Raw genomic sequence first — 23,375 nt, 5'->3', positions numbered from 1 at the left:
TCTCATCCCGCGCAGATTAGGCCTACTAATCGGTAGTCAGTACCCTGGGGCGCGTGTCCGAGTTGATTGAATCGATACAGACGCGGGCCGAACAGGGCGCGATCACCGACGCGGAGATCTTCGAGGCACACGTAGGCGGCAAGCTTTCCGTAGGGCTGACGGCTCCGCTGGACACTCAGCGCGCATTGTCGATCGCTTACACCCCGGGGGTGGCGCAGGTCAGCCGCGCTATAGCCGCCGACCGCACCCAGGCCGCCCGGTACACGTGGGCGAACCGGCTGGTCGCCGTCGTCAGCGACGGCAGCGCCGTGTTGGGCCTCGGTGACCTCGGCCCCGCGGCCTCGCTGCCGGTGATGGAGGGCAAGTGCGCCCTGTTCCAGGCGTACGGCGGGCTGAATGCGATCCCGATCGTGCTGGATACCAAGGATCCCGACGAGATCGTCGAAACCCTGGTGCGCCTTCGTCCGACGTTCGGCGCCGTCAACCTAGAGGACATCTCGGCACCGCGCTGCTTCGAGATCGAACGGCGAGTCATCGAAGCGCTGGACTGCCCCGTGATGCACGACGACCAGCACGGGACTGCGATCGTCGCGTTGGCCGCGCTGATGGGAGCCACCAAGTTGCTCGGCCGCGACATGACGTCGCTGCGGGTGGTGGTTTCCGGCGCTGGGGCCGCGGGCGTCGCGTGCACGAATCTCCTTCTGGCGATGGGTGTTTCCGACATCACGGTGCTGGACTCGCGCGGGATTCTGCACACCGGGCGCGACGACATGAACAGCGTGAAGAGCGTGTTGGCGCAGCGCACCAATCCTGACGGTCTCACGGGCAGCATGGCCGAGGCGCTGCGCGGCGCCGATCTGTTCCTCGGGGTGTCGGGTGGTGTGGTGCCCGAGGAGATGATCGCCACGATGGCGCCCAATGCGATCGTCTTCGCGCTGTCCAATCCCGATCCGGAGATCCATCCGCAGATCGCCGCCAAGTACGCGGCCGTGGTGGCCACCGGCCGCAGCGACTTCCCCAACCAGATCAACAACGTGCTGGCGTTCCCCGGCGTGTTTCGGGGTGCGCTGGATGCCGGGGCGCGCCGGATCACCGAAAAGATGATGGTTGCCGCGGCCGAGGCGATCTTCTCGGTGGTCAGCGACGACCTGGCTTTCGACCGGATCGTTCCGAGCCCGCTCGACCTGCGCGTCGGGGATGCGGTCGCCACGGCGGTGGCCCTGGCCGCAGACCCCGCCGACCTCGCGGGGTGAAACCCGGCTGGCTGGCGGTGCCGCTGCTCGCCGCCACACTCATCGTGGCCGGCTGCGGCGCCGACGCAGGCGACCATGGCGCCCGTCCGGAACTGGTGGTCGGCTCCGGGAAGGATTCCGAGTCGACGCTGCTGGCCGGCGTCTACGTGGCCGCGCTGCGGTCGTACGGTTTCGCGGCGCGCGCCGAGACCGCCGAGGATCCCATGGCCCGCCTGGACTCGGGTGCGTTCACGGTCGTCCCGGCCCTGACCGGCCGCAAGCTGCAGAGTTTGCAGCCCGGCGCGGTGGCCATGTCCGATGCCGACGTCTACCGCGCGATGGTGGCCGCGCTGCCCGAGGGAGTCGCCGCGGGCGACTATGCGACCGCCGCGGAGGACAAGCCCGTGCTGCTGGTGACGGGGTCCACCGCCAAGGCGTGGGGCGGCAGCGATGTCAGCGCGGACCTGAGCACGCTGCCGAAGCACTGCGCCGGCTTGGTCGTGGGCATCGTCACCGGGCGCCAGGCCCCTACGGGCGTGGGCACCTGCCGGCTGCCCGCTCCGCACGAATTCCGAGACGAGGCAACGATGTTCGCTGCGCTGCGGGCCGGGCAGCTGACCGCGGGGTGGACGACCACCGCGGACCCCGGCCTCCCAGCCGACCTGGTCGCGCTCGCCGACGGCAAGCCCGCACTGATCCGGGCCGAGAACGTGGTGCCGCTGTATCGCCGCAACGCGCTGAGCGATCGGCAGCTGCTCGCGATCAACGAGGTCGCCGGCGTGCTGGACACCGCGGCCCTGGTCGACATGCGCCGCCAGATGGCCGGCGGAGCGGACCCCCAGGCGGTCGCCGGCGGGTGGTTGGCGGAACACCCGCTGGGGCGGTGAGGGGGCGTCAGCGCTTGGGCATGAGCTGGTGCACCACCTGCTGCACTCGTCCCATGACCGGCCCGCCCAGCAGCCGCTCGGGTCTCGAACCGGTCAGCCGCACCACCAGGTCCATGGCCCTGACGTCCGGCCCGACCAGCACCCGAGCCTTGTTCTTCTGCACCGCTCCCAAGATGATCTGGGCCGCCCGTTGCGGTGTGGTCTTGGCCTGTTGCTCCTCGAACTTTTCGGCCAGGCCATCCTGGTCGAGCCCGTCGGCGAAGATTGCGTTGCGGGCGAACCCCGTCTTGACCCCGCCCGGGTGCACCGTGGTCACCCGCACCGGGTGGCCGGCCCGGACCATCTCCTGTCGCAGCGCCTCGCTGAACCCGCGTACCGCGAACTTGGCCGATACGTACGCGGCCTGGCCGGGAGCCGAAAACAGCCCCAGCGCGCTCGAGACGTTGATGACATGCCCGTCTCCGGAGGCGATCAGGTGCGGGAGGAATGCCTTGGTGCCGTTCACGACACCCCAATAGTCGACATCCATTACCCGTTCGATGTCCTCGAACCGGCTGTCTTCGATGGATCCGACGAACGTGATGCCGGCGTTGTTGTAGACCTGGTTCACCCGACCGAAGTGCTCGTTTACCGCGTCGGCGTAGGACAGGAACGCCTCGCGCTCGGTCACGTCGAGGCGATCCGCCTTGAACTCCGCTCCGATCGCCTTCAACTGCGCCTCGGTGTCTGCCAGGCCTTCAACGCCGACGTCGCTGATCGCGAGCTTGGCGCCGGCGCGGCCCAGTTCGAGGGCCAAGGCCTGGCCGATACCGGAACCCGCGCCCGTCACCACGGCGACCTTGGCGGCGAACCCATGCATGCGTACTCCCTCGTGCCGGCGTGCTGCGTCAGGCTATCCGTTACCGACAGTCCCCGCGTAGGGCGGCCGTCACTGCTTGGGCATCAGCCGGCCCATGACGGGTCCGAAAAGCTGCTGATATCCCGGGCCGGTCAGCCGCACCAAGGCGTCCAACACCTTGGCGTCGGTGCCGACCAGCACCCGGGCCTTCTTCTTGCGCACGGCCTCCAGAATGATCTGGGCGGCTCGTTGCGGGCTCGTCTTGGCGAGCCGTTTGTCGAACAGGCTGGCCAGCTGGGCCTGGTCGAGCCCCTCGGCCGCGGTGGCGTTGCGGGCGATCGCGGTCTTGATGCCGCCGGGGTGCACCGTGGTCACCGCCACCGGGTGCCCGGCCGCCACCATCTCCTGTCGCAGCGCCTCGGTGAAGCCCCGGACCGCGAACTTGGCCGAGTTGTAGGCCGCCTGCCCGGGCACCGAGAACAGCCCGAACACGCTGGAGACGTTGATGACGTGGCCGTCGCCGGAGGCGATCAGGTGCGGGAGGAATGCCTTGGTGCCGTTGACCACACCCCAGAAGTCGACGTCCATCACCCGTTCGATGTCCTTGAACTGGCTGACTTCGACGTCGCCGGTGAAGGCGATCCCGGCGTTGTTGTAGATCTGGTTCACCTTGCCGAAGTGCTCCTTGACCGCGTCGGCGTAGGCCAGGAACGCCTCGCGCTCGGTCACGTCGAGGCGGTCCGCCTTGACCTCGGCCCCGATCGCCTTCAACTGCGCCTCGGTCTCCGCCAGGCCTTCGATGTCGACGTCGCTGATCGCTACCTTGGCGCCCGAGCGGGCCAACTCGACGGCCAGCGCTCGGCCGATGCCCGAACCCGCGCCCGTCACCACCGCGACCTTGCCGGCGAACCCCTGCATGAGCACCTTCCTTGTCGGCTCGTTTGCGTCGAGGCTAGCCGGTACCGGCGGTCCCCCGTACCGGTGGGTGGTTGCGCCGGGTCAGCGGAACGCGGTGTCGAGGATCTCCTGCTGTTCGACCGCGTGCACCTTCGACGAGCCTGACGACGGCGCCGACATGGCCCGGCGCGAGATCCGCTTGAGCCCGGTCAGCTTGTCGGGCAGCAGTTCGGGCAGCTCGAGGCCGAACCGCGGCCAGGCGCCCTGGTTCGCCGGCTCCTCTTGCACCCAGAAGAACTCGTTGGCGCCGGGATAACGGTCGAGGGTCTCGTTGAGCCGTCGCTTCGGCAGCGGGGCGAGCTGCTCGATGCGCACGATCGCGACGTCGTCCCGGTTGTCCTTGGCCTTGCGCGCCACCAGCTCGTAGTAGATCTTGCCGCTGGTCAGCAGGATCCTGGTGACCTTGGTGCGGTCACCAATGCCGTCCTCATAGGTCGGCTCTTCGAGCACAGAGCGGAACTTGATCTCGGTGAAGTCCCTGACGTCGCTGACGGCGGCCTTGTTGCGCAGCATCGACTTCGGCGTGAAGACGATCAGCGGCCGCTGGACTCCGTCCAGCGCGTGCCGGCGCAGCAGGTGGAAATAGTTCGACGGCGTCGATGGCATCGCGATGGTCATCGAACCCTCCGCCCACAGCTGCAGGAAGCGTTCGATGCGCCCGGAGGTGTGGTCGGGGCCCTGGCCTTCGTGGCCGTGCGGCAGCAGCAGCACCACGTTGGACAGCTGGCCCCACTTGGCCTCGCCGGAGCTGATGAACTCGTCGATGATCGACTGCGCGCCGTTGACGAAGTCGCCGAACTGCGCCTCCCACAGCACCAGGGCGTCCGGGTTGCCAACGGTGTAGCCGTATTCGAAGCCGACGGCGGCGTACTCCGACAGCGGTGAGTCGTAGACCAGGAACTTGCCACCGGTGGGCGTCCCGTCGGTGTTCGTCGCCAGCAGCTGCAGCGGCGTGAACTCTTGGCCGGTGTTGCGGTCGATGATCACGGAATGCCGCTGGGAGAAGGTGCCGCGCCGGGTGTCCTGGCCGGACAGCCGCACCAGCTTGCCCTCGGCCACCAGCGAACCCAGCGCCAGCAGCTCGCCGAAGGCCCAGTCGATCTTGCCTTCGTAGGCCATCTCCCGGCGCTTTTCCAGCACCGGCTGCACCCGCGGGTGCGGGCTGAACCCCTCGGGCAGCGCGAGGAACGCGTCACCGATGCGGGACAGCAACGCCTTGTCCACCGCGGTCGACAGGCCCGCAGGAAGCATCTGGTCGGCCTCGACCGATGCGCTCGGCTGTACGCCGTGTTTCTCCAGGTCCCGGACCTCGTTGAACACCCGTTCCAGCTGGCCCTGGTAATCGCGCAGGGCGTCCTCGGCCTCCTTCAGCGAGATGTCGCCGCGGCCGATCAGGGCTTCGGTGTAGCTCTTGCGGACCCCCCGCTTGGTGTCGACGACGTCGTACATGGCGGGGTTGGTCATCGACGGGTCGTCGCCTTCGTTGTGGCCGCGCTTGCGGTAGCACAGCATGTCGATGATGACGTCCTTCTTGAACTTCTGCCGGAAGTCCACGGCAAGCTGTGCCACCCACACGCACGCTTCCGGGTCGTCGCCGTTGACGTGGAAGATCGGCGCCCCGATCATCTTGGCGACGTCGGTGCAGTATTCGCTGGATCGCGAATACTCCGGCGAGGTGGTGAAGCCGATCTGGTTGTTGACGATGATGTGAATGGTGCCGCCGACCCGGTAGCCGGGCAGGTCCGCCATGTTGAGCGTCTCGGCGACGATGCCCTGGCCGGCGAAGGCGGCGTCACCGTGCATCATCATCGGCACCACCGAGAAGGCCTTCTCGTCCCCGTCGTCGTGGGCGCCGCGGTTCAGCAGGTCCTGCTTGGCCCGGACCAGGCCCTCGAGCACCGGGTCGACGGCTTCGAGGTGCGACGGGTTGGCCGTCAAAGAGACCTGAATGTCGTTGTCGCCGAACATCTGCAGGTACACGCCGGTGGCGCCGAGGTGGTACTTGACGTCACCGGAGCCGTGCGCCTGCGACGGGTTGAGGTTGCCCTCGAACTCGCTGAAGATCTGCGAATACGGCTTGCCGACGATGTTGGCCAGCACGTTGAGCCGGCCGCGGTGCGGCATCCCGATGACCACTTCGTCGAGGCCGTGCTCGGCGCACTGGTCGATCGCCGCGTCCATCATCGGGATGACGCTCTCCGCGCCTTCAAGCGAAAAACGTTTCTGACCAACGTATTTGGTCTGCAAGAACGTCTCGAACGCCTCGGCGGCGTTCAGCTTGCTCAGGATGAATTTCTGCTCGGCCACCGTCGGTTTGACGTGTTTGGTCTCCACGCGCTGCTGCAGCCATTCCTGTTGCGAGGGCTCCAGGATGTGGGTGTACTCCACGCCGATGTGGCGGCAGTAGGCATCGCGCAGCAGGCCCAACACGTCGCGCAGCTTCTTGTACTCGCTGCCGGCAAAGCCGTTGACCTTGAACACCCTGTCGAGATCCCACAGCGTGAGCCCGTGGTTGAGGATTTCGAGGTCGGGGTGGCTGCGGAACCGGCTGCCGTCCAACCGCAGCGGGTCGATGTCGGCCATCAGGTGACCGCGGTTGCGGTAGGCCGCGATCAACTCCATCACCCGGGCGTTCTTGTCGACGATCGAGTCCGGGTTGTCGGTGCTCCACCGCACCGGCAGGTACGGGTTGCCCAGTTCGCGGAAGATGTCGTCCCAGAACGCGTCCGACAGCAGCATCTCGTGGATGGTGCGCAGGAAGTCGCCGGATTCGGCGCCCTGAATGATCCGGTGGTCGTACGTCGAGGTCAGCGTGATCAGCTTACCGATCCCCAGCTCGGCGATGCGCTCCTCGCTGGCGCCCTGGAACTCGGCGGGGTATTCCATCGCGCCGACACCGATGATGGCGCCCTGCCCGGCCATCAGCCGCGGCACCGAGTGCACGGTGCCGATGGTGCCGGGGTTGGTCAATGAAATCGTCACGCCCGCAAAGTCTTCGGCGGTCAGCTTGCCGTCACGGGCGCGGCGCACGATGTCCTCGTAGGCGGAAACGAATTCCGCGAAGCGCATCGTCTCGCAACCCTTGATGCCGGCCACCACCAGCGAACGCTTGCCGTCTTTGCCCTGCAGGTCGATGGCCAGGCCCAGGTTGGTGTGCGCCGGGGTTACCGCGGTGGGCTTTCCGTCCACCTCGGCGTAGTGCCGATTCATGTTCGGGAACTGCTTGATGGCCAGCACCAGCGCATAGCCCAGCAGGTGGGTGAAGGAGATCTTTCCGCCGCGGGTGCGCTTGAGCTGGTTGTTGATGACGATTCGGTTGTCGATGAGGAGCTTGGCCGGAACGGCGCGGACGCTGGTGGCGGTCGGCACGTCCAACGAGGCGGACATGTTCTTGACGACGGCGGCCGCAGCACCCCGCAGCGTCTGCAACTCGTCGCCTTCGGCGGGCGAGGGTGTCGGGGCTTTGGCTTTGGCCGGTGTTGCCGCGGGGGCGCTGGCGGCGCCGTTGCCGGTGGCGGGTTGGGCCGGCGCGGCGGTCGGGGCGGACGGCTGGGCGACCGGCGCGGCTTTTGCTTGCTGGCCGCTCGCGGCGCGCTGGCCGTCGCCTGAGGCCGGGGTGCTCGAGGCCGATTCGCCCGTTGGCTCGGGGTTGTAGTCGACCAGGAACTCATGCCAGCTCGGATCCACCGACGAGGGGTCATCGCGGAACTTGCGGTACATCTCCTCGACCAGCCATTCGTTCTGCCCGAATGGTGAACTTATGTTGCTCACGACCGCTGTTCGCCTCAATTCCTCTGTCCTGCAAGCGCTTACGCAGATTTTGCACGGCGCCTGTACGTTTCTCGGCCCCCGGATTGTGGAGCATGTCACAGCAGTGGCGATGCTCAACGTCTCCCGCCCTATAAAGGCTAACCTTTCGCCGGCAATTCGCCAGGGAGACGGGGGTCGGAGGGACGGGCCGTGCGCTAGCCGGCTTCGTGGATCGGCGGCACGAGATGCAGGGCGCGTGGCCACCGCACGGGCGGGACGCCGAAAGCCCGGTCGGCGTTGCGGACGATCTTCTTGCCGGCGAAGTAGTTCCCCACTGCGCCGACGACGATCCCGATGCCCACCGGGAGCAACTTGCCGAACATCAGGGCGCCGCGCCGCAGCGTGTACCGCTTGATCCACGACTTGAGCAACCGCGAGTTCAGCCGCGACATCGAGGACAGCGGCACGGCGGCCACGCTCTCGGAAATCCAGCCACCGTTGGTGCGGCTCGGGCCGAACAGTTGGGCGACCGCTTCCTTACTGTTGTCGCCGACCAGCACCGACAGCACCAGGGCCCGGCGCCGTTCCCGATGGTCGGCGGGAATGTCGTACACCACCGCCACCGCCAACACGAAGAACGCGGTGGCCTCGAGGAACGTCACCGTCTCCGCCGCGGCGGCAGACAGCGCGCTCAACGTGCCGATCCCGGGGACGGTCGCCGCCGCGCCCACCGCCATGCCGCTGGCCGTCACCATGCCCACGTAGCGCTTCTGCAGCTTGGCGAGGATGTCGGCCGGGCTGCTGCTCGGGTGCGCGTTGCGCAGCCTGGACACATAGGCCTCGGCCGCGGGGCCTTGGATCCGCGAGCTTCGCTCGATGACCTGGGCCAACGCCCGCGCGGACGTCTTAGGCCGGCCGTTGGTGGGCGTCGGCGCCTGCTCCGCGCGCGACATATTAAAAAACCGGTTCGAAGACCGCTTCCGTCGGGCCCGCATCTTGCCTCTCCTGCAAATGGCGTCCTACCAGGCTAACGTGCGCGCCGCAGAACACCGACCGAACATGAAACCTTCCGCGTGGTGTACCCCGGATCGGGTCCGTCGCTGCCCTCGATTGCGGCAGCGGCCATAATGCAGGCTGGATGTCCGTGACGGTCCGGGCCCGTCGACCAGGCAGGCTCCGTGCGGCCGGGCATCGTCGGAAGCTGAAACGAGGTGGGTAGATGACCGCGGCGACGCCTCCGTCGTCCGGGGGAACCCGGCGCGCGGCGCCGAACCCAGCCCACCTCACCCAGCGCTGGAACTTCCTCACCCAGAACTCGCCGCATTCTCAGAAGCCCTGGAACGCGCTCTGGGCGATGATGATCGGCTTCTTCATGATCATGGTCGACTCGACCATCGTCGCCATCGCAAACCCGACAATCATGACGAAGTTGCACATCGGCTACGACACGGTGGTCTGGGTGACCAGCGCCTACCTGCTGGGTTATGCGGTCGTGTTGCTGGTGGCCGGGCGGCTCGGTGACCGATTCGGGCCTAAAAACCTCTACCTGATCGGCCTGGTGGTGTTCACCGTCGCCTCGGTGTGGTGCGGGCTGTCGGGCAGCGCCGCCATGCTGATCGCCGCGCGCGTCGTGCAGGGTGTCGCCGCCGGGGTGCTCACCCCGCAGACGTTGTCGACCATCACCAGGATCTTTCCCGCGGAGCGGCGCGGCGTCGCGGTGAGCCTGTGGGGAGCCACCGCCGGGGTCGCGAGCCTGGTGGGTCCGCTGGCCGGCGGCGTGCTGGTCGACGGGCTGGGGTGGCAGTGGATCTTCTTCGTCAACGTCCCCATCGGCGTGATCGGGCTCGCACTGGCGTACTGGCTGGTCCCGGTGCTGCCCACCCAGTCGCACCGGTTCGACGTCGTCGGCGTCGCGCTGTCCGGCGTGGGCATGTTCCTGATCGTGTTCGGGCTGCAACAGGGTCAGGCCGCGCACTGGGAACCGTGGATCTGGGCGATGCTGGTCGCCGGCGTCGGGTTCATGACGGTGTTCGTGTTCTGGCAGTCGATGAACACCGGGGAGCCGCTGATTCCCCTGGCGATATTCCGTGACCGCGACTTCGGTCTGTGCAACGTCGGGGTGGCCATCGTCTCGTTCGCCGCGACCGCGATGATGCTGCCGCTGACCTTCTACGCGCAGGCAGTGTGCGGGCTGTCGCCGACGCGTTCGGCCCTGCTGATCGCACCGATGGCGATCGCCAACGGTGTGTTCGCGCCGTTCGTCGGCAGGATGGTCGACAAATACCATCCGCGGCCGGTGCTCGGGTTCGGCTTCTCGGTGCTGGCGATCGCGCTGACCTGGCTCACCTTCGAGATGTCGCCGGCGACGCCGATCTGGCGGCTCGTGCTGCCGTTCTTCGCGACCGGCGTCGGGATGGCGTTCGTCTGGTCGCCGCTGACCGCCACCGCGACGCGCAACCTGCCGCCGCGCCTGGCCGGCGCGGGCTCCGCCGTGTACAACTCGGTCCGCCAGCTCGGCGCGGTGCTCGGCAGCGCCGGCATGGCGGCGTTCATGACCGCACGGATCGGCGCCGAGATGCCGCCGCAGCCTGGTGGTGTCGGCGAGGAGGCGCCCGCCACGCTGCAGCTGCCCGAATTCCTGCGCGACCCGTTCGCGGCCGCCATGTCACAATCGGTGCTGCTGCCCGCGTTCATCGCGCTGTTCGGGATCGTGGCCGCCCTGTTCCTGGTCGGTTACGCACCGTCGGCCGTCGCCGGCGCCGCGACCGAGGGGGGCGACCTGGTCGGCGACGACTATGACGACGACGAGTACGTCGAATTCATCCTTCTTCGGGAACCCGAGGCCGCCCCCGCATCGCGCGCGGCGGACGGGCGCGAAAGCGGGACGCCGGTCGATCGCGTCCCGCGTCCGCGTCCGCCGTCCGCATGGCACACCCGACGCGCCGATCCGGTTCCGAATAATGGCCCAATCGGCTTCGCGCACAACGGCTCCCACGTCGACACCCGGCAGCGCTTCCGCCCGGTCACCGAACTCTCGGCGCGCGCCTACCGGTCCGCGCCACGCGATCGGCCGGCGCCGCCGGCGCAACGGCAGCAGAACGGCTCGGCGCGGGACAACCGGCACCGCCGCGATGCCGACGACGACCCGACCGGCTACGGTCGCCACTCGTCCGGCTACTAGGGCCGGGCCGGTCGTCACGTCGGCTGCGTCAGGGCCAGAAAAGCGCCCAAGTCGGTCAGCCCCGCGGGCGTGCCGGGCAGGTACTCGGTCAGCGACCCCGAGCGCACGATGACCACCGCATACTGGGCGCGGCTGATGGCGACGTTGAGCCGGTTCCTGTTGAGCAGGAACGACATTCCGCGCGGCACCACGTCCGCGGAGGAGGCCGTCATCGAGATGAAAACCACCGGCGCCTGGCCGCCCTGGAACTTGTCGACAGTGCCAACCCGGATCCCCCCGAGCCCGGCGGCGGTCAACCGCCGGCGCAGCAGCGCCACCTGGGCGTTGTAGGGGGCCAGCACCAACACGTCGGAAGCGGTCAGGGGCCGGGTGCCGTGCTCATCGGTCCACGGCGTGCCGAGCAGTCGATCGACCTCGGCGGCGATCGCCTCCGCCTCCTCTTGACTCTCCGTCGAGTTGCCGTGATGCCCGACGGTGAGCGTCCGCACGCCGGGGCGGTATCCGGCAAGGCGTCGGGCGGCGGTGCACTCGTGCGAATGCAGCCTGCCCTCGTAGGACAGTGCGGACACCGCGGCGCACACCTGCGGGTGCATCCGGTAGGAGAAGTCGAGGAAATAGCCGCGTTCGTCGGGCAGGGTGCGCTGCCCGTCCACCAGCCAGTCGAGGGCGGAGGTGTCCACCGGGTCGGGATGGGTTCCCTGGCTGACCTGCGGTAGCTGCTGGGGGTCGCCGAGCAGCAACAGATTGGCAGCGGCCGGCGCCACGGCGATGGTGTTGGCAAGACAGAATTGCCCCGCCTCGTCGATCACGAGCAGGTCCAGGCTGTCGCGCGGGACCCGATTGACGTTGGCGAAATCCCAGGCCGTTCCGCCCACGACGCAGCCCGCGGTGTCGGCGATGAACGCGGCGTAAGCGCCGGCGTCGATCTCCTGCCAGCGTGGGGCGCTGTGGTCGTTGCGTTTCTTCGCCACCCGCGCCGGTTCCAGCCCGGCGTCGATGACGCAGTCCAACAGGTTCTCCACTGTGGCATGCGATTGCGCCACAACGCCGACGCGCCAGCCATGGTCGGTGGCCAGGCGCTGGATCACGCGGGCGGCGGTATGCGTTTTGCCGGTGCCCGGCGGTCCATGCACCGCCAGGTACGACGAGTCCAAATCCAATACCGCGGCGGTGATGTCGGCCGCGGTGTCGGCGCCGCGCGGCAACGCGGAGCCGCTCCGGGTGCGGGGCGCGCGGCGCAGCAGGATGTCGACGACGGCGGTGCGGGGTAGCCGCGGCAAGCCGGCCGCCAGGGCGGCGGCCGTCGCCTCGATCGACTCGCGCAGTGCGGTGGTCGGGATCGGCGGGCCGGGAGTGAGCGCAATCGGAAGTTGATGAAACGGCTTGCCGTCGTTGCCCGCTCGTTCAACGATGGTCACCTCGGTGGGCAGGGCCGGATCGTCGGCCGCGACGACCGTGGCGCGTCCGGCCGCCCGCCGGTCCGGATCGTCCGACATCCCCGGCGGGGCCGGCGGGTCGTAGAGCGCGAAGACGTCGGCCACCAGCTCTCCGCGTGCCAGCTCGCCGCGCAATTTCACCCGACGCTGCGGCTTGCGCGCGCGGGGCGGCGTGTTCCAGTCGACGCTGACCGACGCGTGCTCGGCGAAGAAGACGTCGGTGTTGTCCGCCCACTCCTCGACGGGGAAGTTCAGCCGGTCAAAGTGCGCCCACCAGAACGGTTTGTCCTCGCGCCGGTGGTAGCCGCGGGCCGCGGCCAGCATCGCCACCGCCGTCTGCTCGGGCGTGCGTTGATCGACAGCGGCGTCGCCGGTGAACGTCGACAGGCTCACCGCCAACTGGTCACGGTCCTCGACGGTGTTGCCGTCCCGGACGGGCTGTGCGCCAACCGGCACGACGCCAGATTCGTAGGCGCGCAACATCAACCAGTTACGCAGTTCCTGAGTCGAGCGGCAGTCGTAGTGGTTGTAGTCCTCGATCTCCTTGAGCACGGAGGCGGCCTCGTCGCGGCGGCCGTCGGCCTGCAGTTCGCAGTACCGGGCGTAGGAGGTGATCGAACCGGTTGCAGTGGTGACGTCGCCGGCCCGCAGCTGCGCTCCCATGTAGAGCGGTTCGAGCGCCTTCAGGCTGAACGACTCCGCACCCACGCGAATGCTCTTGCGCACCAGCGGGTAGAGGTCGACCAGCGTTCCGCTGCGCAGCAGTTCGTCAACCTCATCCTCGCCGACTCCGTAACGGCCGGCGAGCCGCAGCAACGCGGTCTTTTCGTACGGCGCGTAGTGGTAGATGTGCATGTTCGGCCGGCGCTTGCGGCGCTTGGCCACCATCGCCAGGAAATCGGTCAGGGCCTTGCGTTCGTCCATCCGGCTATGCGCCCACAACGGGCGGAACGTGCCGGCCGGCCCCGCTTCCAGGACGCCGAACAGGTATTCCAGACCCCACTCCCGCCCGTCAACGGTCCACAAAGGGTCGCCCTCGAAGTCGAAGAACAGGTCAGCCGGATCGGGTTCAGGTAGCAGCGCCAGCGGCTGCGGGTCGACGACCTCGAAAAGCGGCGTGCCGCGTTCGCGTTGGCGGACTTGAAGCCTCGCCTGGGCGGTCAGCTTGCCGAGCGCGCCGGACGCGAGGTCGGGTACCGGGCCGGTGTGCCGGGCGAGCTCGGACACCGTGGTGATTCCGGCGTCGATCAGCTTGTCCCGCTGGCCCACTCGCATGCCGGCGACCAGCAGCAGGTCGTCGGTGGTCCGCAATTGCTCGGTGCACAACGGGCAACGCATACACGCGCCCACGCCCTCGTCGTCCCAGCGAACCGCGGCTCCCCCGGCGTGGTGCTCATCGAGGAGGCGTTGCAACCGGGCGCGCTGCGAGCGGTAAACCGGAACCAGGTCGCGGACGCGGAAGCGCGCCGCGGTCCCGTCGCCCAGGTGCAGTTCGGCCTCGGGGGCCACCGGCACACCCGAGGCGGCCAGCGCGTCGGCGTAGGCGGCCAGCTGCAGCAGCGCGGTGACGTTCGCCGAGCGGGCCAGCTTGGTGTCGATCACTCGGTACTGTTCGCCGTCTCGCACCAGAAAGTCGGCGAAACCGAGGAAGCGGCCATCGAACATGGCGGCCTGATACACCGCGGGCGCGCCGCCGGCAACGGCGCGGCGGGTCGCCTCGGCGGCCGCCGCCAGGCCGGCGGGCGTGTATGCCGGGCGGCCGATGACCGCGATGTCGTCACCGAACTGGGTGCGCAGCCGGTCCAGTTCGCGTCGCTCGTGTTCGTTCCCGAGGACGGCGGTTCGCGCGAGCAGGTCGTCCTCGACCGCGGCGGCGGGTCCCCAGCCCAGCTTTGCGTCGAAATCCCGCAACAGCGCGAACTCGCAGCGGGCCGCTGCGGCGAGGTCCGACGCGCTGTACACGATGCTGTCGCCGGTGACGAACACAGCAGCAACTGTAGGGGAGGGGACTGACGAAAAGGCGGGGCTCAGTGACCCGGTGCGTTGCCGATCAGCTCGACGCCGTTGCCGTTCCAGTGGAACCGCACATCGGTGTTCAACCCGTTGATGCCGCTGGGGTAGGTCAGCGCCACCGTGTCGCCGGTGGTCTGGGCGGCGTCGACGCCATTGAACCCGTAGGTGTCGGGGACCCCCTGCGGGATGAACTGCCCGAGATGGAACAGCACCGCCCGGGTGGTGGGGTTGACGGCGTTGGTGTTGGCCTTGATGATCACCGCCGACAGCTGGGCGCACTGGTTGTAGTTGCCGGCCAGCGGCTCCGGATTCCAGCCTTGCTGGCTGCGCGGGTCGCGCGGCAGCTCGGAGACCACCTTCGCGATCGTGGGTGATGCGAGGCTGACCGCGCACGGGTCCGCCGGCGCGGCGGCGCTGCCGGGCGGCGCGGCGGCGCCGGACGGCTGAGCCGGGGCGGTGATGGACGGGATCTCGGTAGTCGTCGTAGCCTGCGGCGTCTTCGCGACCGTGGAGTCTCCCGAACCGCAGCCGGTCAACGTCATGGCGATCAACGCGAGAGTGGCCGAGCCGGTCAGTGGCTCGGTACGGCGGGGTATCGACCACACATCGCGCACCGTACCGTCATCGCGCGCGCTGGTGTGACAGGCATGGCCGGGCCCGCCGCAGTTGTGCTCATTATCACGGGAACCGCTGAGCTCGCGATCACCACGGGGCCCGATGGTGGTGACCCGCAGCGCTCAGCACCGCTGAGCTCGCGATCACCACTAGACTCCTTGGACGATGACCCTCCCGGACAGCTCGCCTGAGGCTGCCTCTCCGACATTTGCCGACCTGCAGATCCACCCCTCGGTCCTGCGGGCGATCGCCGACGTCGGCTACGAGTCGCCCACGGGCATCCAGGCCGCGACGATCCCGGCGCTGATGGAGGGCTCGGACGTCGTCGGGCTGGCGCAGACCGGCACCGGCAAGACCGCGGCGTTCGCGATCCCGATCCTGTCCAAGATCGACGCCACCAGCAGGGCGACTCAGGCGCTGGTGCTGGCTCCCACCCGGGAGCTGGCGCTGCAGGTGGCCGAGGCGTTCAGCCGCTACGGAGCCCACTTGCCGAAGATCAACGTGCTGCCGATCTACGGCGGTTCCTCCTACACGGTTCAGCTGGCCGGGCTGCGGCGGGGCGCCCAAGTGGTGGTCGGTACACCCGGCCGGGTGATCGACCATCTCGAACGGGGGACGCTGGACCTGTCGCACGTCGACTACCTGGTGCTCGACGAGGCCGACGAGATGCTCACCATGGGCTTTGCCGAAGACGTCGAACGCATCCTGGCCGACACCCCCGAGTACAAACAGGTCGCCCTCTTCTCGGCGACCATGCCGGCAGCGATCCGCAAGCTCACCACCAAGTACCTGCACGACCCGCTCGAAGTCACCACCAAGGCCAAAACCGCTACCGCGGAGAATATTTCACAGCGTTACATCCAGGTCGCCGGTCCGCGCAAGATGGACGCGCTGACCCGAGTCCTGGAAGTCGAGCCGTTCGAGGCGATGATCGTATTCGTGCGCACCAAACAGGCCACCGAGGAGGTCGCGGAAAAGCTAAGGGCCCGAGGTTTTTCCGCGGCGGCCATCAACGGCGACATCCCACAAGGTCAGCGGGAGCGGACCGTTGCCGCGCTGAAGGACGGCGGCATCGACATCCTGGTCGCCACCGACGTGGCCGCGCGCGGGCTGGACGTGGAGCGGATATCGCACGTGCTCAACTACGACATTCCGCACGACACCGAGTCCTACGTGCACCGCATCGGACGCACCGGCCGCGCCGGGCGGTCGGGGAGCGCGCTCCTGTTCGTCTCCCCGCGCGAGCGCCACCTGCTCAAAGCGATCGAAAAGGCAACGCGGCAAACGCTCATCGAGGCCGAGCTGCCCACCGTCGAGGACGTCAATGCCCAGCGGGTGGCGAAGTTCGCCGATTCCATCACCACCGCGCTGGGCCGTCCGGGAATCGAGTTGTTCCGCAAGCTGGTCGAGGACTACGAACGCGAGCACGATGTCCCGCTGGCCGACATCGCAGCGGCGCTGGCGCTGCAGTCCCGTGACGGCGAAGAGTTCCTCATGTCGCCCGAGCCGCCGCGCGAGCGGCGCGAGCGGCACACCGAACATCGCGAGCGTCCCGAAAAGCCAAGGCAGATCAAACCTTTTACCACCTACCGCATCGCGGTGGGCAAGCGGCACAAGATCGGCCCCGGCTCGATCGTCGGCGCCATCGCCAACGAGGGCGGCCTGCATCGCAGCGACTTCGGTCATATCGCGATCGGCCCGGACTTCTCGCTGGTGGAGTTGCCGGCCAAGCTACCCAAGTCGACGCTGAAAAAGCTCGAGCACACCCGCATTTCGGGAGTGCTGATCAACCTCCAGCCGGACCGGTCGGCGACCAAGCCCCGCGGCCGTGACGGCGGAAAGCCGCGCAGGAAACACACCGGATGACCCTGTCGGAAGAACAAGACGCCCAGGGCGGACTCGAGCAGACCGCCCACGTCGACCGGGTCGCCTCCCTGACCGGAATCCGTGCCGTCGCCGCCCTTCTCGTCGTCGGGACCCACGCGGCCTACACCACCGGCAAGTACACCCACGGTTATTGGGGCCTGGTCGGCTCCCGGATGGAGATCGGCGTGCCGATCTTCTTCGTACTGTCCGGCTTTCTGCTGTTCCGGCCGTGGTTGAAATCGGCCGCCATTGGCGCACCGCCACCGTCGCTGAGTCGTTATGCGTGGCACCGGGTTCGGCGCATCATGCCGGCCTACGTCATCACCGTGCTGTTCGCCTACGTGCTGTACCACTTCCGCGAGGCGGGACCCAACCCCGGGCACACGTGGCTCGGACTGGTCCGCAACCTGACGCTGACGCAGATCTACTGCAACGGCTACCTGGGTAAGTACCTGCATCAGGGCCTGACCCAGATGTGGAGCCTCGCAGTGGAAGCGTCCTTCTATGTGATGCTGCCGTTGCTGGCATACGTGCTGTTGGTGCTCGTCTGTCGGCGACGGTGGCAGCCGAGGTTACTGCTGGGCGCGCTGGCGGGGCTGACGTTGATCAGCCCGGCCTGGCTGGTCCTGGTGCACACCGACCACTGGTTCCCCGACGGCGCACGGTTGTGGCTGCCCACCTACCTGGCCTGGTTCCTCGCCGGAATGCTGCTGGCCGTGCTGCAGGCGATGGGCGTGCGTGGCTACGCCTTCGTCGCGATACCGCTGGCCATCGTCTGCTATTTCATCGTCTCCACTCCGGTCGCCGGCGCCCCCACCACGTCGCCGGCGACGCTGAGCGAGGCGCTGTTCAAGACGTGCTTCTACGCCGTGATCGCCGCGCTTGCGGTGGCGCCCCTGGCCCTGGGGGACCACGGCTGGTACTGGCGGCTGCTGGCGACGCGGCCGATGGTGTGGCTGGGGGAGATCTCCTACGAAATCTTCCTCATCCACCTGATCACCATGGAATTCGCCATGGTCTACATCGTGCGCGCCCACGTCTACACCGGCTCGATGCTGAATCTGTTCATCGCGACGATGGTGGTGACCATCCCGCTGGCCTGGCTGCTGCACCGCTTCACCCGCGTGCGGAGCTGAGCCGCCGCCTCGGCAAACCCCATCCGCCCCAGAAGTACCGTCGCGCAAGCCGGCCTCGAAGTGCCCGCCTCACAGCGACTGTGGGGCCGCGCCGCGCGACCAGAGGCGCGACTAGGCGGGTTTGTCGCTGTGAGGCGGGCACTTTGAGCATTGGTTCCGGCGGAGCAACCGGTGTGGCTGGCGGGACGAACCCGCCGCCTAGCCCCGGGCGGAAACCGGCGTCACGATCGGCACCACGAACTCCTCGATCATTGCCCGCTCCTCGGCTTCGTCGCGGCCCGGGAACTGCAGCAGCGAGGTGATCACTCGCACCACCCAGCGCGCCCTGCGCTCCACGACGGCGGGGTCTTCCGGCCCGAGTGAGCCGATGAACGCGGCGGCCAGGGCGGTGATCACCTCGGATCGCCCGGCGACCTCGGCGCCGATCGGTGGCCGGGTGATGGCGAACCACGACGCCAACGCGCGGCTGCCGCGAACCATCCGCAGCGTGGCGGTGATGCTCGCGATAAGCCGTTCCCGGGGATCGTCGATGCCGCCGATCTGTTCCTTGATCGCACGGCTGAGCCGACGGGTTTCGCGGTGCACGTAGGCGGTTCGCAGCGCCTCGCGGTTCTCGAAATACCGGTACAGCGTGGCGCGGGAACAGCCCGCAGCCCTGGCGATGTCGTTCATGCCGATCGAAGCCTGGTCGCGCTCGGTGTAGAGCTGCTCGGCCGCGTCGAGGATCCGGTCCGCGGCCGCTTCGGTGCGGTGCGTGCCCAGCCAGTCGTTCGGCATCAGGACTTCACCCTGATCGGTACCGACAGCGGGCGCCGCACGTAACTGCCGCCCGACCAGACGATCGCGGATTCGTCGACCTCGAAATCCGGGCAGCGCGTGAGCAGTTCGGTCAGGGCGACGCGGGATTGCATTCGCGCCGCCGCCGCGCCCAGGCAGTGGTGCGCGCCGTGACTGAACGTCATGATGTTGCGCGGGCGTCGCGTCACGTCGAGTTCGCCCGCGTCCGGGCCATATTGGCGCTCGTCGCGGTTGGCCGAGCCATACAGCAGCAACACTTTGCGGCCGGCGGGAATGGTGGTGTCGCCGATCGTCATGTCGCGGGTGGTCGTGCGGGCCAGTCCCTGTACCGGCGAGGTCAGCCGCAGCAGCTCATCGACCGCGTCGGGGATGAGCCCCGAATCGTCGGCCAGAAGCCGGCGCTGGTCGGGGCGCTGATGCAGCAACGGCATTGAGCCGCCCAGCATTCCGGTGGTGGTGTCGTTGCCGCCCGTGACCATGGTGAACGTGAACGCAAGCACCGACAGCGTCCCGGCGATATCACCGTCGGCGCCCACTCCGGCGGCCACCAGATGGGAGATGGTGTCGTCCGCGGGCTCGGTTCGGCGGCGCTCGATCAGGCCGGTGAAGTAGGCCATCATCGACCCGACCGCATCACCGACGGTTTCCAGCGCCCCGGCGACACCGCCGTCAACGGTGTTGGCTGCGACGATCACATCCGTCCACCCGTCGAATTGCGCCCGATCCGCTTCGGGGACGCCGAGGTAGTGCGCGACCACCATCGAAGGCAGCGGTTTGAACAACTCGGTGACGATGTCGCCCCCGCCGTCCGCGCGCAGTCGCTCGATGCGCTCGACGACGAATTCGCGCACCTTGGGCTCCACCGCCTCGACCTGTCGTGGCGTGAAGCCGCGCGACACCAGTTTCCGAAACTCGGTGTGCACCGGCGGATCCTGCATCACCATCGGTGGATTATCTTGCAGCCCAATCATTTCCAGGTCGCCGTAGTTGACCGTCAGTCCCTGTGCGGAGGAGAACGTCTCGTGGTCGCGCGCCGCGGCCCACACGTCGGCGTGCCGGGACAGCACGTAGTAGTCGTGCTCGGGCCGCTTGGCCGGGACCACGTGGTGCACCGGATCGTGGTCGCGAAGCGCGCGGTACATCGGCCAGGGATCAGGCCAGGTCTCGGCCTTCGCCAGCTCGAACTTGACCGGTGCATTATGAGACATAAACCGCGTCATGTCTCATTCATATGACAACGTACACAGGATGTCAACCGCATGATGGCCGAGCGCCCGACCGGTCGGGCACTCGAAAGGCAACGCGGCCGAAAGCCTAGATCCCCGCACCCGGGTTGAGGATGCCCTGCGGATCCAGGGCCTGCTTGATCCGCCGGTTGAGCGCCATCACCTCGGGCCCGAGGTAGCCGGCCAGCCACGGTCGCTTCAACCGGCCGACGCCGTGCTCGCCGGTGATCGTGCCGCCGAGCCCGACGGCCAGGTCCATGATCTCGCCGAAGGCGAGGTGGGCCCGTTCGGTCATCGCGGTGTCCGCGGGGTCGTACACGATCAACGGGTGGGTGTTGCCGTCACCGGCGTGGGCGATCACCGAGATGGTCAGGTCACGCTCGTCGGCGATGCGCGCGATGCCCGTGACCAGGCTGCCCAGCGCCGGAAGGGGAACCCCGACATCCTCGAGCAGGAGCGATCCCTTCGCCTCGACCGCGGGGATGCAGAACCGGCGGGCGGCTACGAACGCTTCGCCCTCGTCGGGGTCGTCGGTCGAAAACACTTCTGTGGCACCGTTTTCAGCGAACACGGCGGCGATGACCTCGGCGTCCTCGCTGCCCGCCCCGCCGCGCTCGTCGGACCCGGCCACCAGCATGGCGGCCGCACCCCGGTCCAGGTCCATGCGCAAGGTGTCCTCGACGGCGTTGATGGCCACCGAGTCCATGAACTCCAGCATCGACGGGCGTAACCGAGCGGTGACCCCGAGCACCGCATCGACCGCCGCCTCGACCGTGGCGAAGGCGGCCACCACGATGCTGGACGCGTTCTGCTTGGGCACCAGGCGCAGGGTGACCTCGGTGACGACGCCCAGGGTGCCTTCGCTGCCGACGAACAGCTTGGTCAGTGAAAGCCCGGCCACGTCCTTCAAACGCGGGCCGCCGAGCCGGACCGCCGTCCCGTCGGCCAGCACCACCTGCATGCCCAGCACGTAGTCGGTGGTGACGCCGTACTTCACGCAGCACAGGCCGCCGGCGTTGGTGGCGATGTTGCCGCCGATGCTGCAGATCTCGAACGACGACGGATCGGGGGGATACCACAGCCCGTGCTCGGCCGCGGCCTTCTTGACCTCGGCGTTGAACAAACCGGGCTGGCATACCGCGGTGCGGGTGACCGGGTCGACGGCGATGTCGCGCATCTTCTCCGTCGACAGGACGATCCCGTTGTCCAGCGCCGTCGCCCCGCCGGACAGGCCGCTGCCGGCCCCCCGGGTCACCACCGGCACTCCGTGAGCACAGGCCCACCGCAACACGGTTTGCACGTCTTCGGTGCACCGCGGCCTGACCACGGCCAACGGTTTGCCGGCCGACGGGTCGAAGGCGCGGTCCTGGCGATACCCCTCGGTCACGGTCGGGTCGGTGACGACCATGCCGTCGGGCAGGCCGGCGATGAGCTCGGCAAGGACGTCAGCTGTCACGGACCGATCCTACGGGCCCGGTCGGCGCTGTACAGTTGAGCGATTCTGGCGAAAGGTCGGGTCAGAGGTGTTCGGACGGCGAGATCTCAGCAAAGTCGGCATCCGCGCGTTCGCGGACGTCCTCGCCGCCGAGCAATCGGCCATCGCCGTCATGATCGGCAACCCGAATTTGGTCAACAACACCGAAGTTCGTTGGAAGCTGCGCCTGCGGGTCACGCCGGACGCCGAACCGCCGTTCGAGGCCAGCGTCACCGCGCTGCTACCTCAGCTGAGCCCACCGCGGCCGGGGATGAGGCTGCCGGTGCTCTACGACCCGAAAGACCACGACCGGGTCCAACTGGACCACCAGCCGGCCGCCACGGCCGATGTGGCAATCGACGCCGTGACGGCGGCCCGCCCCGACCTGGCGGGCGCCCAGGTCATGGGTATGCCGATGGCCGATGTCATCCGCCAAGCCATTGCCGATCCGACCGCATTCCGGGAGGAGATGATGCGGCGCGGTGCCGAGATGCAGCAGCAGGCGCTTGGCGCGATGCAGACGGCGCAGACCCAACAGGGTGCAGACCCGATCGAGCGGCTCGAGAGGCTGGCCGCGCTGAAAGACCGGGGACTGCTCACCGACGAGGAATTCGAGCAGCAAAAGCGAAAAATCCTCGGCGACTGACGAATCACAGCGGCGAATTGCGACTCGCCTCAAATTCCGGCGCGCGGTCCAATTCCCGCAGCACCGGCAGCCGCACGGCAACCAGCCCGATCAGCAGAATCGGCACCGCCAGCGCCAAGAAGGTGACCTTCAACCCGGCGGCGTCGGCGAGCGGGCCGGCCACCAGCAGGCCCAACGGCCCAGCGGCGTAGGTCAGCCCCGCCATCACCCCGACCACCCTGCCGCGCAGATGATGCGGCGCCCGCGTCTGCATGACGTAGTTGTAGATGGGCTGGATCGGCCCGTAGACCAGGCCGGTCACCCCGCAGAGCGCCAAGATCACCGGCAGCGGCGGCAGGAACGCGATGCCCACCGTCGCCGCGCCGAAGGTCAGGGTCGCCGTCAGCACGGCGGTACGCCGCCGGGTGTATTTCGAGAGCACCGCATAGCCCAGTGCGCCCGCGACGCCGCCGACCGCGAGCGCCATCAGCGCCCAACCCAACTGTGCGGGCTGATGTTGGTCGGCGAAATACTTTGGGAACAGCACACTTTCCATCGGCAGGTACAACGCGGTGACGGCAAGGTCGATCAGGCCGAGTGTCCGCAGCACCCGCAGGGTCCAGACGAACCGCAGGCCCTCGACGATGCCGGAGACCAACCCGCCGGGGCGGGTCGCGTGGTGGGGCTTGCCGACGCCCTCGAGCCGCAGCGCACCAATCACCAACAGGGACAGGCCAAAACAGGCCGCCGTGACCCACATGGTGTTGACGCCGCCGACCGTGGCGATCATCAAGCCGCCGATGCCCGGGCCCACCATGAAACCGAGGTTCAGGATCGCCTCGTAGACACTGTTGGTGCGGTCCAGCGACCAGCCCGCGCGGGCGGCGGCCTCGGGCAGCATCGACTGGCGCGCCGTGGTCCCGGCAGGGTCGAAAGCGGCTGCGCAGAAGGCCAACCCGGCCAGCTCGGCGACGCTGATCGCGTCTGCGCCGAACAGCAAGGCGGTCAGCGGGACGGCGCTCACCGCCGCGCCGGACAGCGAATCGGAAACGAGGGAAATCCGGCGGCGTCCGAAGAAGTCGACGGCGGTGCCGGCGACGAGCGTGGACAGCACCAGCGGCAGCGTCATGGCCGCGGCCACGATCGACGCGTCGCGCGCGCGGTCATCATGCTGCAACGCCAGCCACGGAAACGCGATCACCGAGATGCCGGTGCCGGCCGTCGCCATCAGCGTGGCGGACAGGATCAGAAACGCCGGGCCGCGGCTCGTATGGCTCATGAATATCCCGGGCGCGAACTTAGCCGCTGATTTCCGGCGGGACCACCGAATATTTGGGGGCG

The 23,375-nt window shown here is 68.2% G+C and carries 16 protein-coding genes; 6 read left to right on the top strand and 10 right to left on the bottom strand.

The features are described 5' to 3' along the window. Nucleotides 1-53: 53 nt before the first annotated feature. Nucleotides 54-1,253 carry an NADP-dependent malic enzyme gene (locus A5678_RS25170; RefSeq protein WP_068048614.1) on the top strand — a complete coding sequence of 400 codons (1,200 nt, stop codon included), beginning with the start codon at nt 54-56 and terminating at the stop codon, nt 1,251-1,253. Then, nucleotides 1,250-2,119, top strand: a complete 870-nt coding sequence (locus tag A5678_RS25165) for a glycine betaine ABC transporter substrate-binding protein (RefSeq protein ID WP_068048611.1) — start codon at nt 1,250-1,252, stop codon at nt 2,117-2,119. Before A5678_RS25170 ends, A5678_RS25165 begins: the two co-directional genes overlap by 4 nt. A 7-nt stretch (nt 2,120-2,126) precedes the next feature. Here the strand turns inward: A5678_RS25165 and A5678_RS25160 are convergent, their stop codons facing one another. The 4 genes from A5678_RS25160 to A5678_RS25145 form a co-directional block, all read right to left on the bottom strand. Beyond that, the gene (locus tag A5678_RS25160) at nt 2,127-2,978 is read right to left on the bottom strand and encodes an SDR family oxidoreductase (protein ID WP_068048608.1); all 852 of its coding nucleotides are present in this window, start codon (nt 2,976-2,978) and stop codon (nt 2,127-2,129) included. 69 nt (nt 2,979-3,047) lie between these two features. Continuing rightward, nucleotides 3,048-3,875, bottom strand: coding sequence for an SDR family oxidoreductase (locus tag A5678_RS25155; RefSeq protein WP_068048605.1), 828 nt, complete (start codon nt 3,873-3,875; stop codon nt 3,048-3,050). Between the two features lie 81 nt (nt 3,876-3,956). Further along, nucleotides 3,957-7,685, bottom strand: a complete 3,729-nt coding sequence (locus A5678_RS25150) for a multifunctional oxoglutarate decarboxylase/oxoglutarate dehydrogenase thiamine pyrophosphate-binding subunit/dihydrolipoyllysine-residue succinyltransferase subunit (protein WP_068048603.1) — start codon at nt 7,683-7,685, stop codon at nt 3,957-3,959. Nucleotides 7,686-7,879: 194 nt separating this feature from the next. Continuing rightward, a complete protein-coding gene (locus tag A5678_RS25145) occupies nt 7,880-8,659 on the bottom strand; it encodes a hypothetical protein (protein ID WP_068048600.1) in 780 nt (259 codons plus the stop codon). Between the two features lie 224 nt (nt 8,660-8,883). Here A5678_RS25145 and A5678_RS25140 point away from each other — a divergent pair, with 224 nt between their 5' ends. Further along, on the top strand, nt 8,884-10,845 hold the full coding sequence (locus A5678_RS25140) for an MFS transporter (protein WP_068048592.1): 1,962 nt from the start codon (nt 8,884-8,886) through the stop codon (nt 10,843-10,845). A gap of 14 nt (nt 10,846-10,859) precedes the next feature. Here A5678_RS25140 and A5678_RS25135 read toward each other — a convergent pair whose 3' ends face one another. Next, nucleotides 10,860-14,267: a TM0106 family RecB-like putative nuclease gene (locus tag A5678_RS25135; RefSeq protein WP_068048589.1), complete on the bottom strand. Its 3,408-nt coding sequence runs from the start codon at nt 14,265-14,267 to the stop codon at nt 10,860-10,862. Between the two features lie 41 nt (nt 14,268-14,308). After that, entirely contained in the window at nt 14,309-14,908 is a 600-nt protein-coding gene (locus A5678_RS25130) for an LppP/LprE family lipoprotein (RefSeq protein WP_068048584.1), read from the bottom strand. A gap of 166 nt (nt 14,909-15,074) precedes the next feature. On the opposite strand from A5678_RS25130, the gene A5678_RS25125 reads away from it, so the two are divergent. Together A5678_RS25125 and A5678_RS25120 are read left to right on the top strand one after the other, a co-directional pair. After that, nucleotides 15,075-16,775: a DEAD/DEAH box helicase gene (locus A5678_RS25125; RefSeq protein WP_068048581.1), complete on the top strand. Its 1,701-nt coding sequence runs from the start codon at nt 15,075-15,077 to the stop codon at nt 16,773-16,775. Beyond that, nucleotides 16,772-17,911 (top strand): acyltransferase, encoded by a 1,140-nt coding sequence (locus tag A5678_RS25120; protein ID WP_068048578.1) that lies wholly within the window; start codon nt 16,772-16,774, stop codon nt 17,909-17,911. The genes A5678_RS25125 and A5678_RS25120 overlap by 4 nt, the downstream gene beginning before the upstream one ends. 198 nt (nt 17,912-18,109) lie before the next feature. On the opposite strand, the gene A5678_RS25115 is transcribed toward A5678_RS25120, so the two are convergent. The 3 genes from A5678_RS25115 to A5678_RS25105 form a co-directional block, all read right to left on the bottom strand. Continuing rightward, on the bottom strand, nt 18,110-18,688 hold the full coding sequence (locus tag A5678_RS25115) for a TetR/AcrR family transcriptional regulator (protein WP_068048575.1): 579 nt from the start codon (nt 18,686-18,688) through the stop codon (nt 18,110-18,112). Further along, nucleotides 18,688-19,929: a cytochrome P450 gene (locus A5678_RS25110; protein WP_197502244.1), complete on the bottom strand. Its 1,242-nt coding sequence runs from the start codon at nt 19,927-19,929 to the stop codon at nt 18,688-18,690. The genes A5678_RS25115 and A5678_RS25110 overlap by 1 nt, the downstream gene beginning before the upstream one ends. Before the next feature lie 94 nt (nt 19,930-20,023). Next, on the bottom strand, nt 20,024-21,391 hold the full coding sequence (locus A5678_RS25105; RefSeq protein ID WP_068048572.1) for an FAD-binding oxidoreductase: 1,368 nt from the start codon (nt 21,389-21,391) through the stop codon (nt 20,024-20,026). A gap of 67 nt (nt 21,392-21,458) precedes the next feature. Between A5678_RS25105 and A5678_RS26830 the strand changes: the two genes are divergently transcribed. After that, nucleotides 21,459-22,055 (top strand): SHOCT domain-containing protein, encoded by a 597-nt coding sequence (locus A5678_RS26830; protein WP_068048571.1) that lies wholly within the window; start codon nt 21,459-21,461, stop codon nt 22,053-22,055. Nucleotides 22,056-22,059: 4 nt separating this feature from the next. Here the strand turns inward: A5678_RS26830 and A5678_RS25095 are convergent, their stop codons facing one another. Continuing rightward, nucleotides 22,060-23,313: an MFS transporter gene (locus A5678_RS25095; RefSeq protein WP_068048570.1), complete on the bottom strand. Its 1,254-nt coding sequence runs from the start codon at nt 23,311-23,313 to the stop codon at nt 22,060-22,062. Between the last annotated feature and the right edge of the window lie 62 nt (nt 23,314-23,375).

Origin of the sequence: Mycobacterium sp. E2733 (assembly GCF_001667585.1) — a bacterium.
Taxonomy (GTDB): Bacteria; Actinomycetota; Actinomycetes; order Mycobacteriales; family Mycobacteriaceae; genus Mycobacterium.
The sequence above is the reverse complement of the archived record's forward strand: the minus strand, read 5'-3'. Positions and strand labels throughout refer to the sequence as shown.

What these genes read in the sequence shown, in the direction of transcription:
- A5678_RS25145 (WP_068048600.1), bottom strand. Translation starts at nt 8,659, where the DNA reads ATGCGGGCCCGACGGAAGCGGTCTTCGAACCGGTTTTTTAATATGTCG.
- A5678_RS25155 (WP_068048605.1), bottom strand. Translation starts at nt 3,875, where the DNA reads ATGCAGGGGTTCGCCGGCAAGGTCGCGGTGGTGACGGGCGCGGGTTCG.
- A5678_RS25120 (WP_068048578.1), top strand. Translation starts at nt 16,772, where the DNA reads ATGACCCTGTCGGAAGAACAAGACGCCCAGGGCGGACTCGAGCAGACC.
- A5678_RS25110 (WP_197502244.1), bottom strand. Translation starts at nt 19,929, where the DNA reads ATGACGCGGTTTATGTCTCATAATGCACCGGTCAAGTTCGAGCTGGCG.
- A5678_RS25140 (WP_068048592.1), top strand. Translation starts at nt 8,884, where the DNA reads ATGACCGCGGCGACGCCTCCGTCGTCCGGGGGAACCCGGCGCGCGGCG.
- A5678_RS25095 (WP_068048570.1), bottom strand. Translation starts at nt 23,313, where the DNA reads ATGAGCCATACGAGCCGCGGCCCGGCGTTTCTGATCCTGTCCGCCACG.
- A5678_RS25115 (WP_068048575.1), bottom strand. Translation starts at nt 18,688, where the DNA reads ATGCCGAACGACTGGCTGGGCACGCACCGCACCGAAGCGGCCGCGGAC.
- A5678_RS25160 (WP_068048608.1), bottom strand. Translation starts at nt 2,978, where the DNA reads ATGCATGGGTTCGCCGCCAAGGTCGCCGTGGTGACGGGCGCGGGTTCC.
- A5678_RS25125 (WP_068048581.1), top strand. Translation starts at nt 15,075, where the DNA reads ATGACCCTCCCGGACAGCTCGCCTGAGGCTGCCTCTCCGACATTTGCC.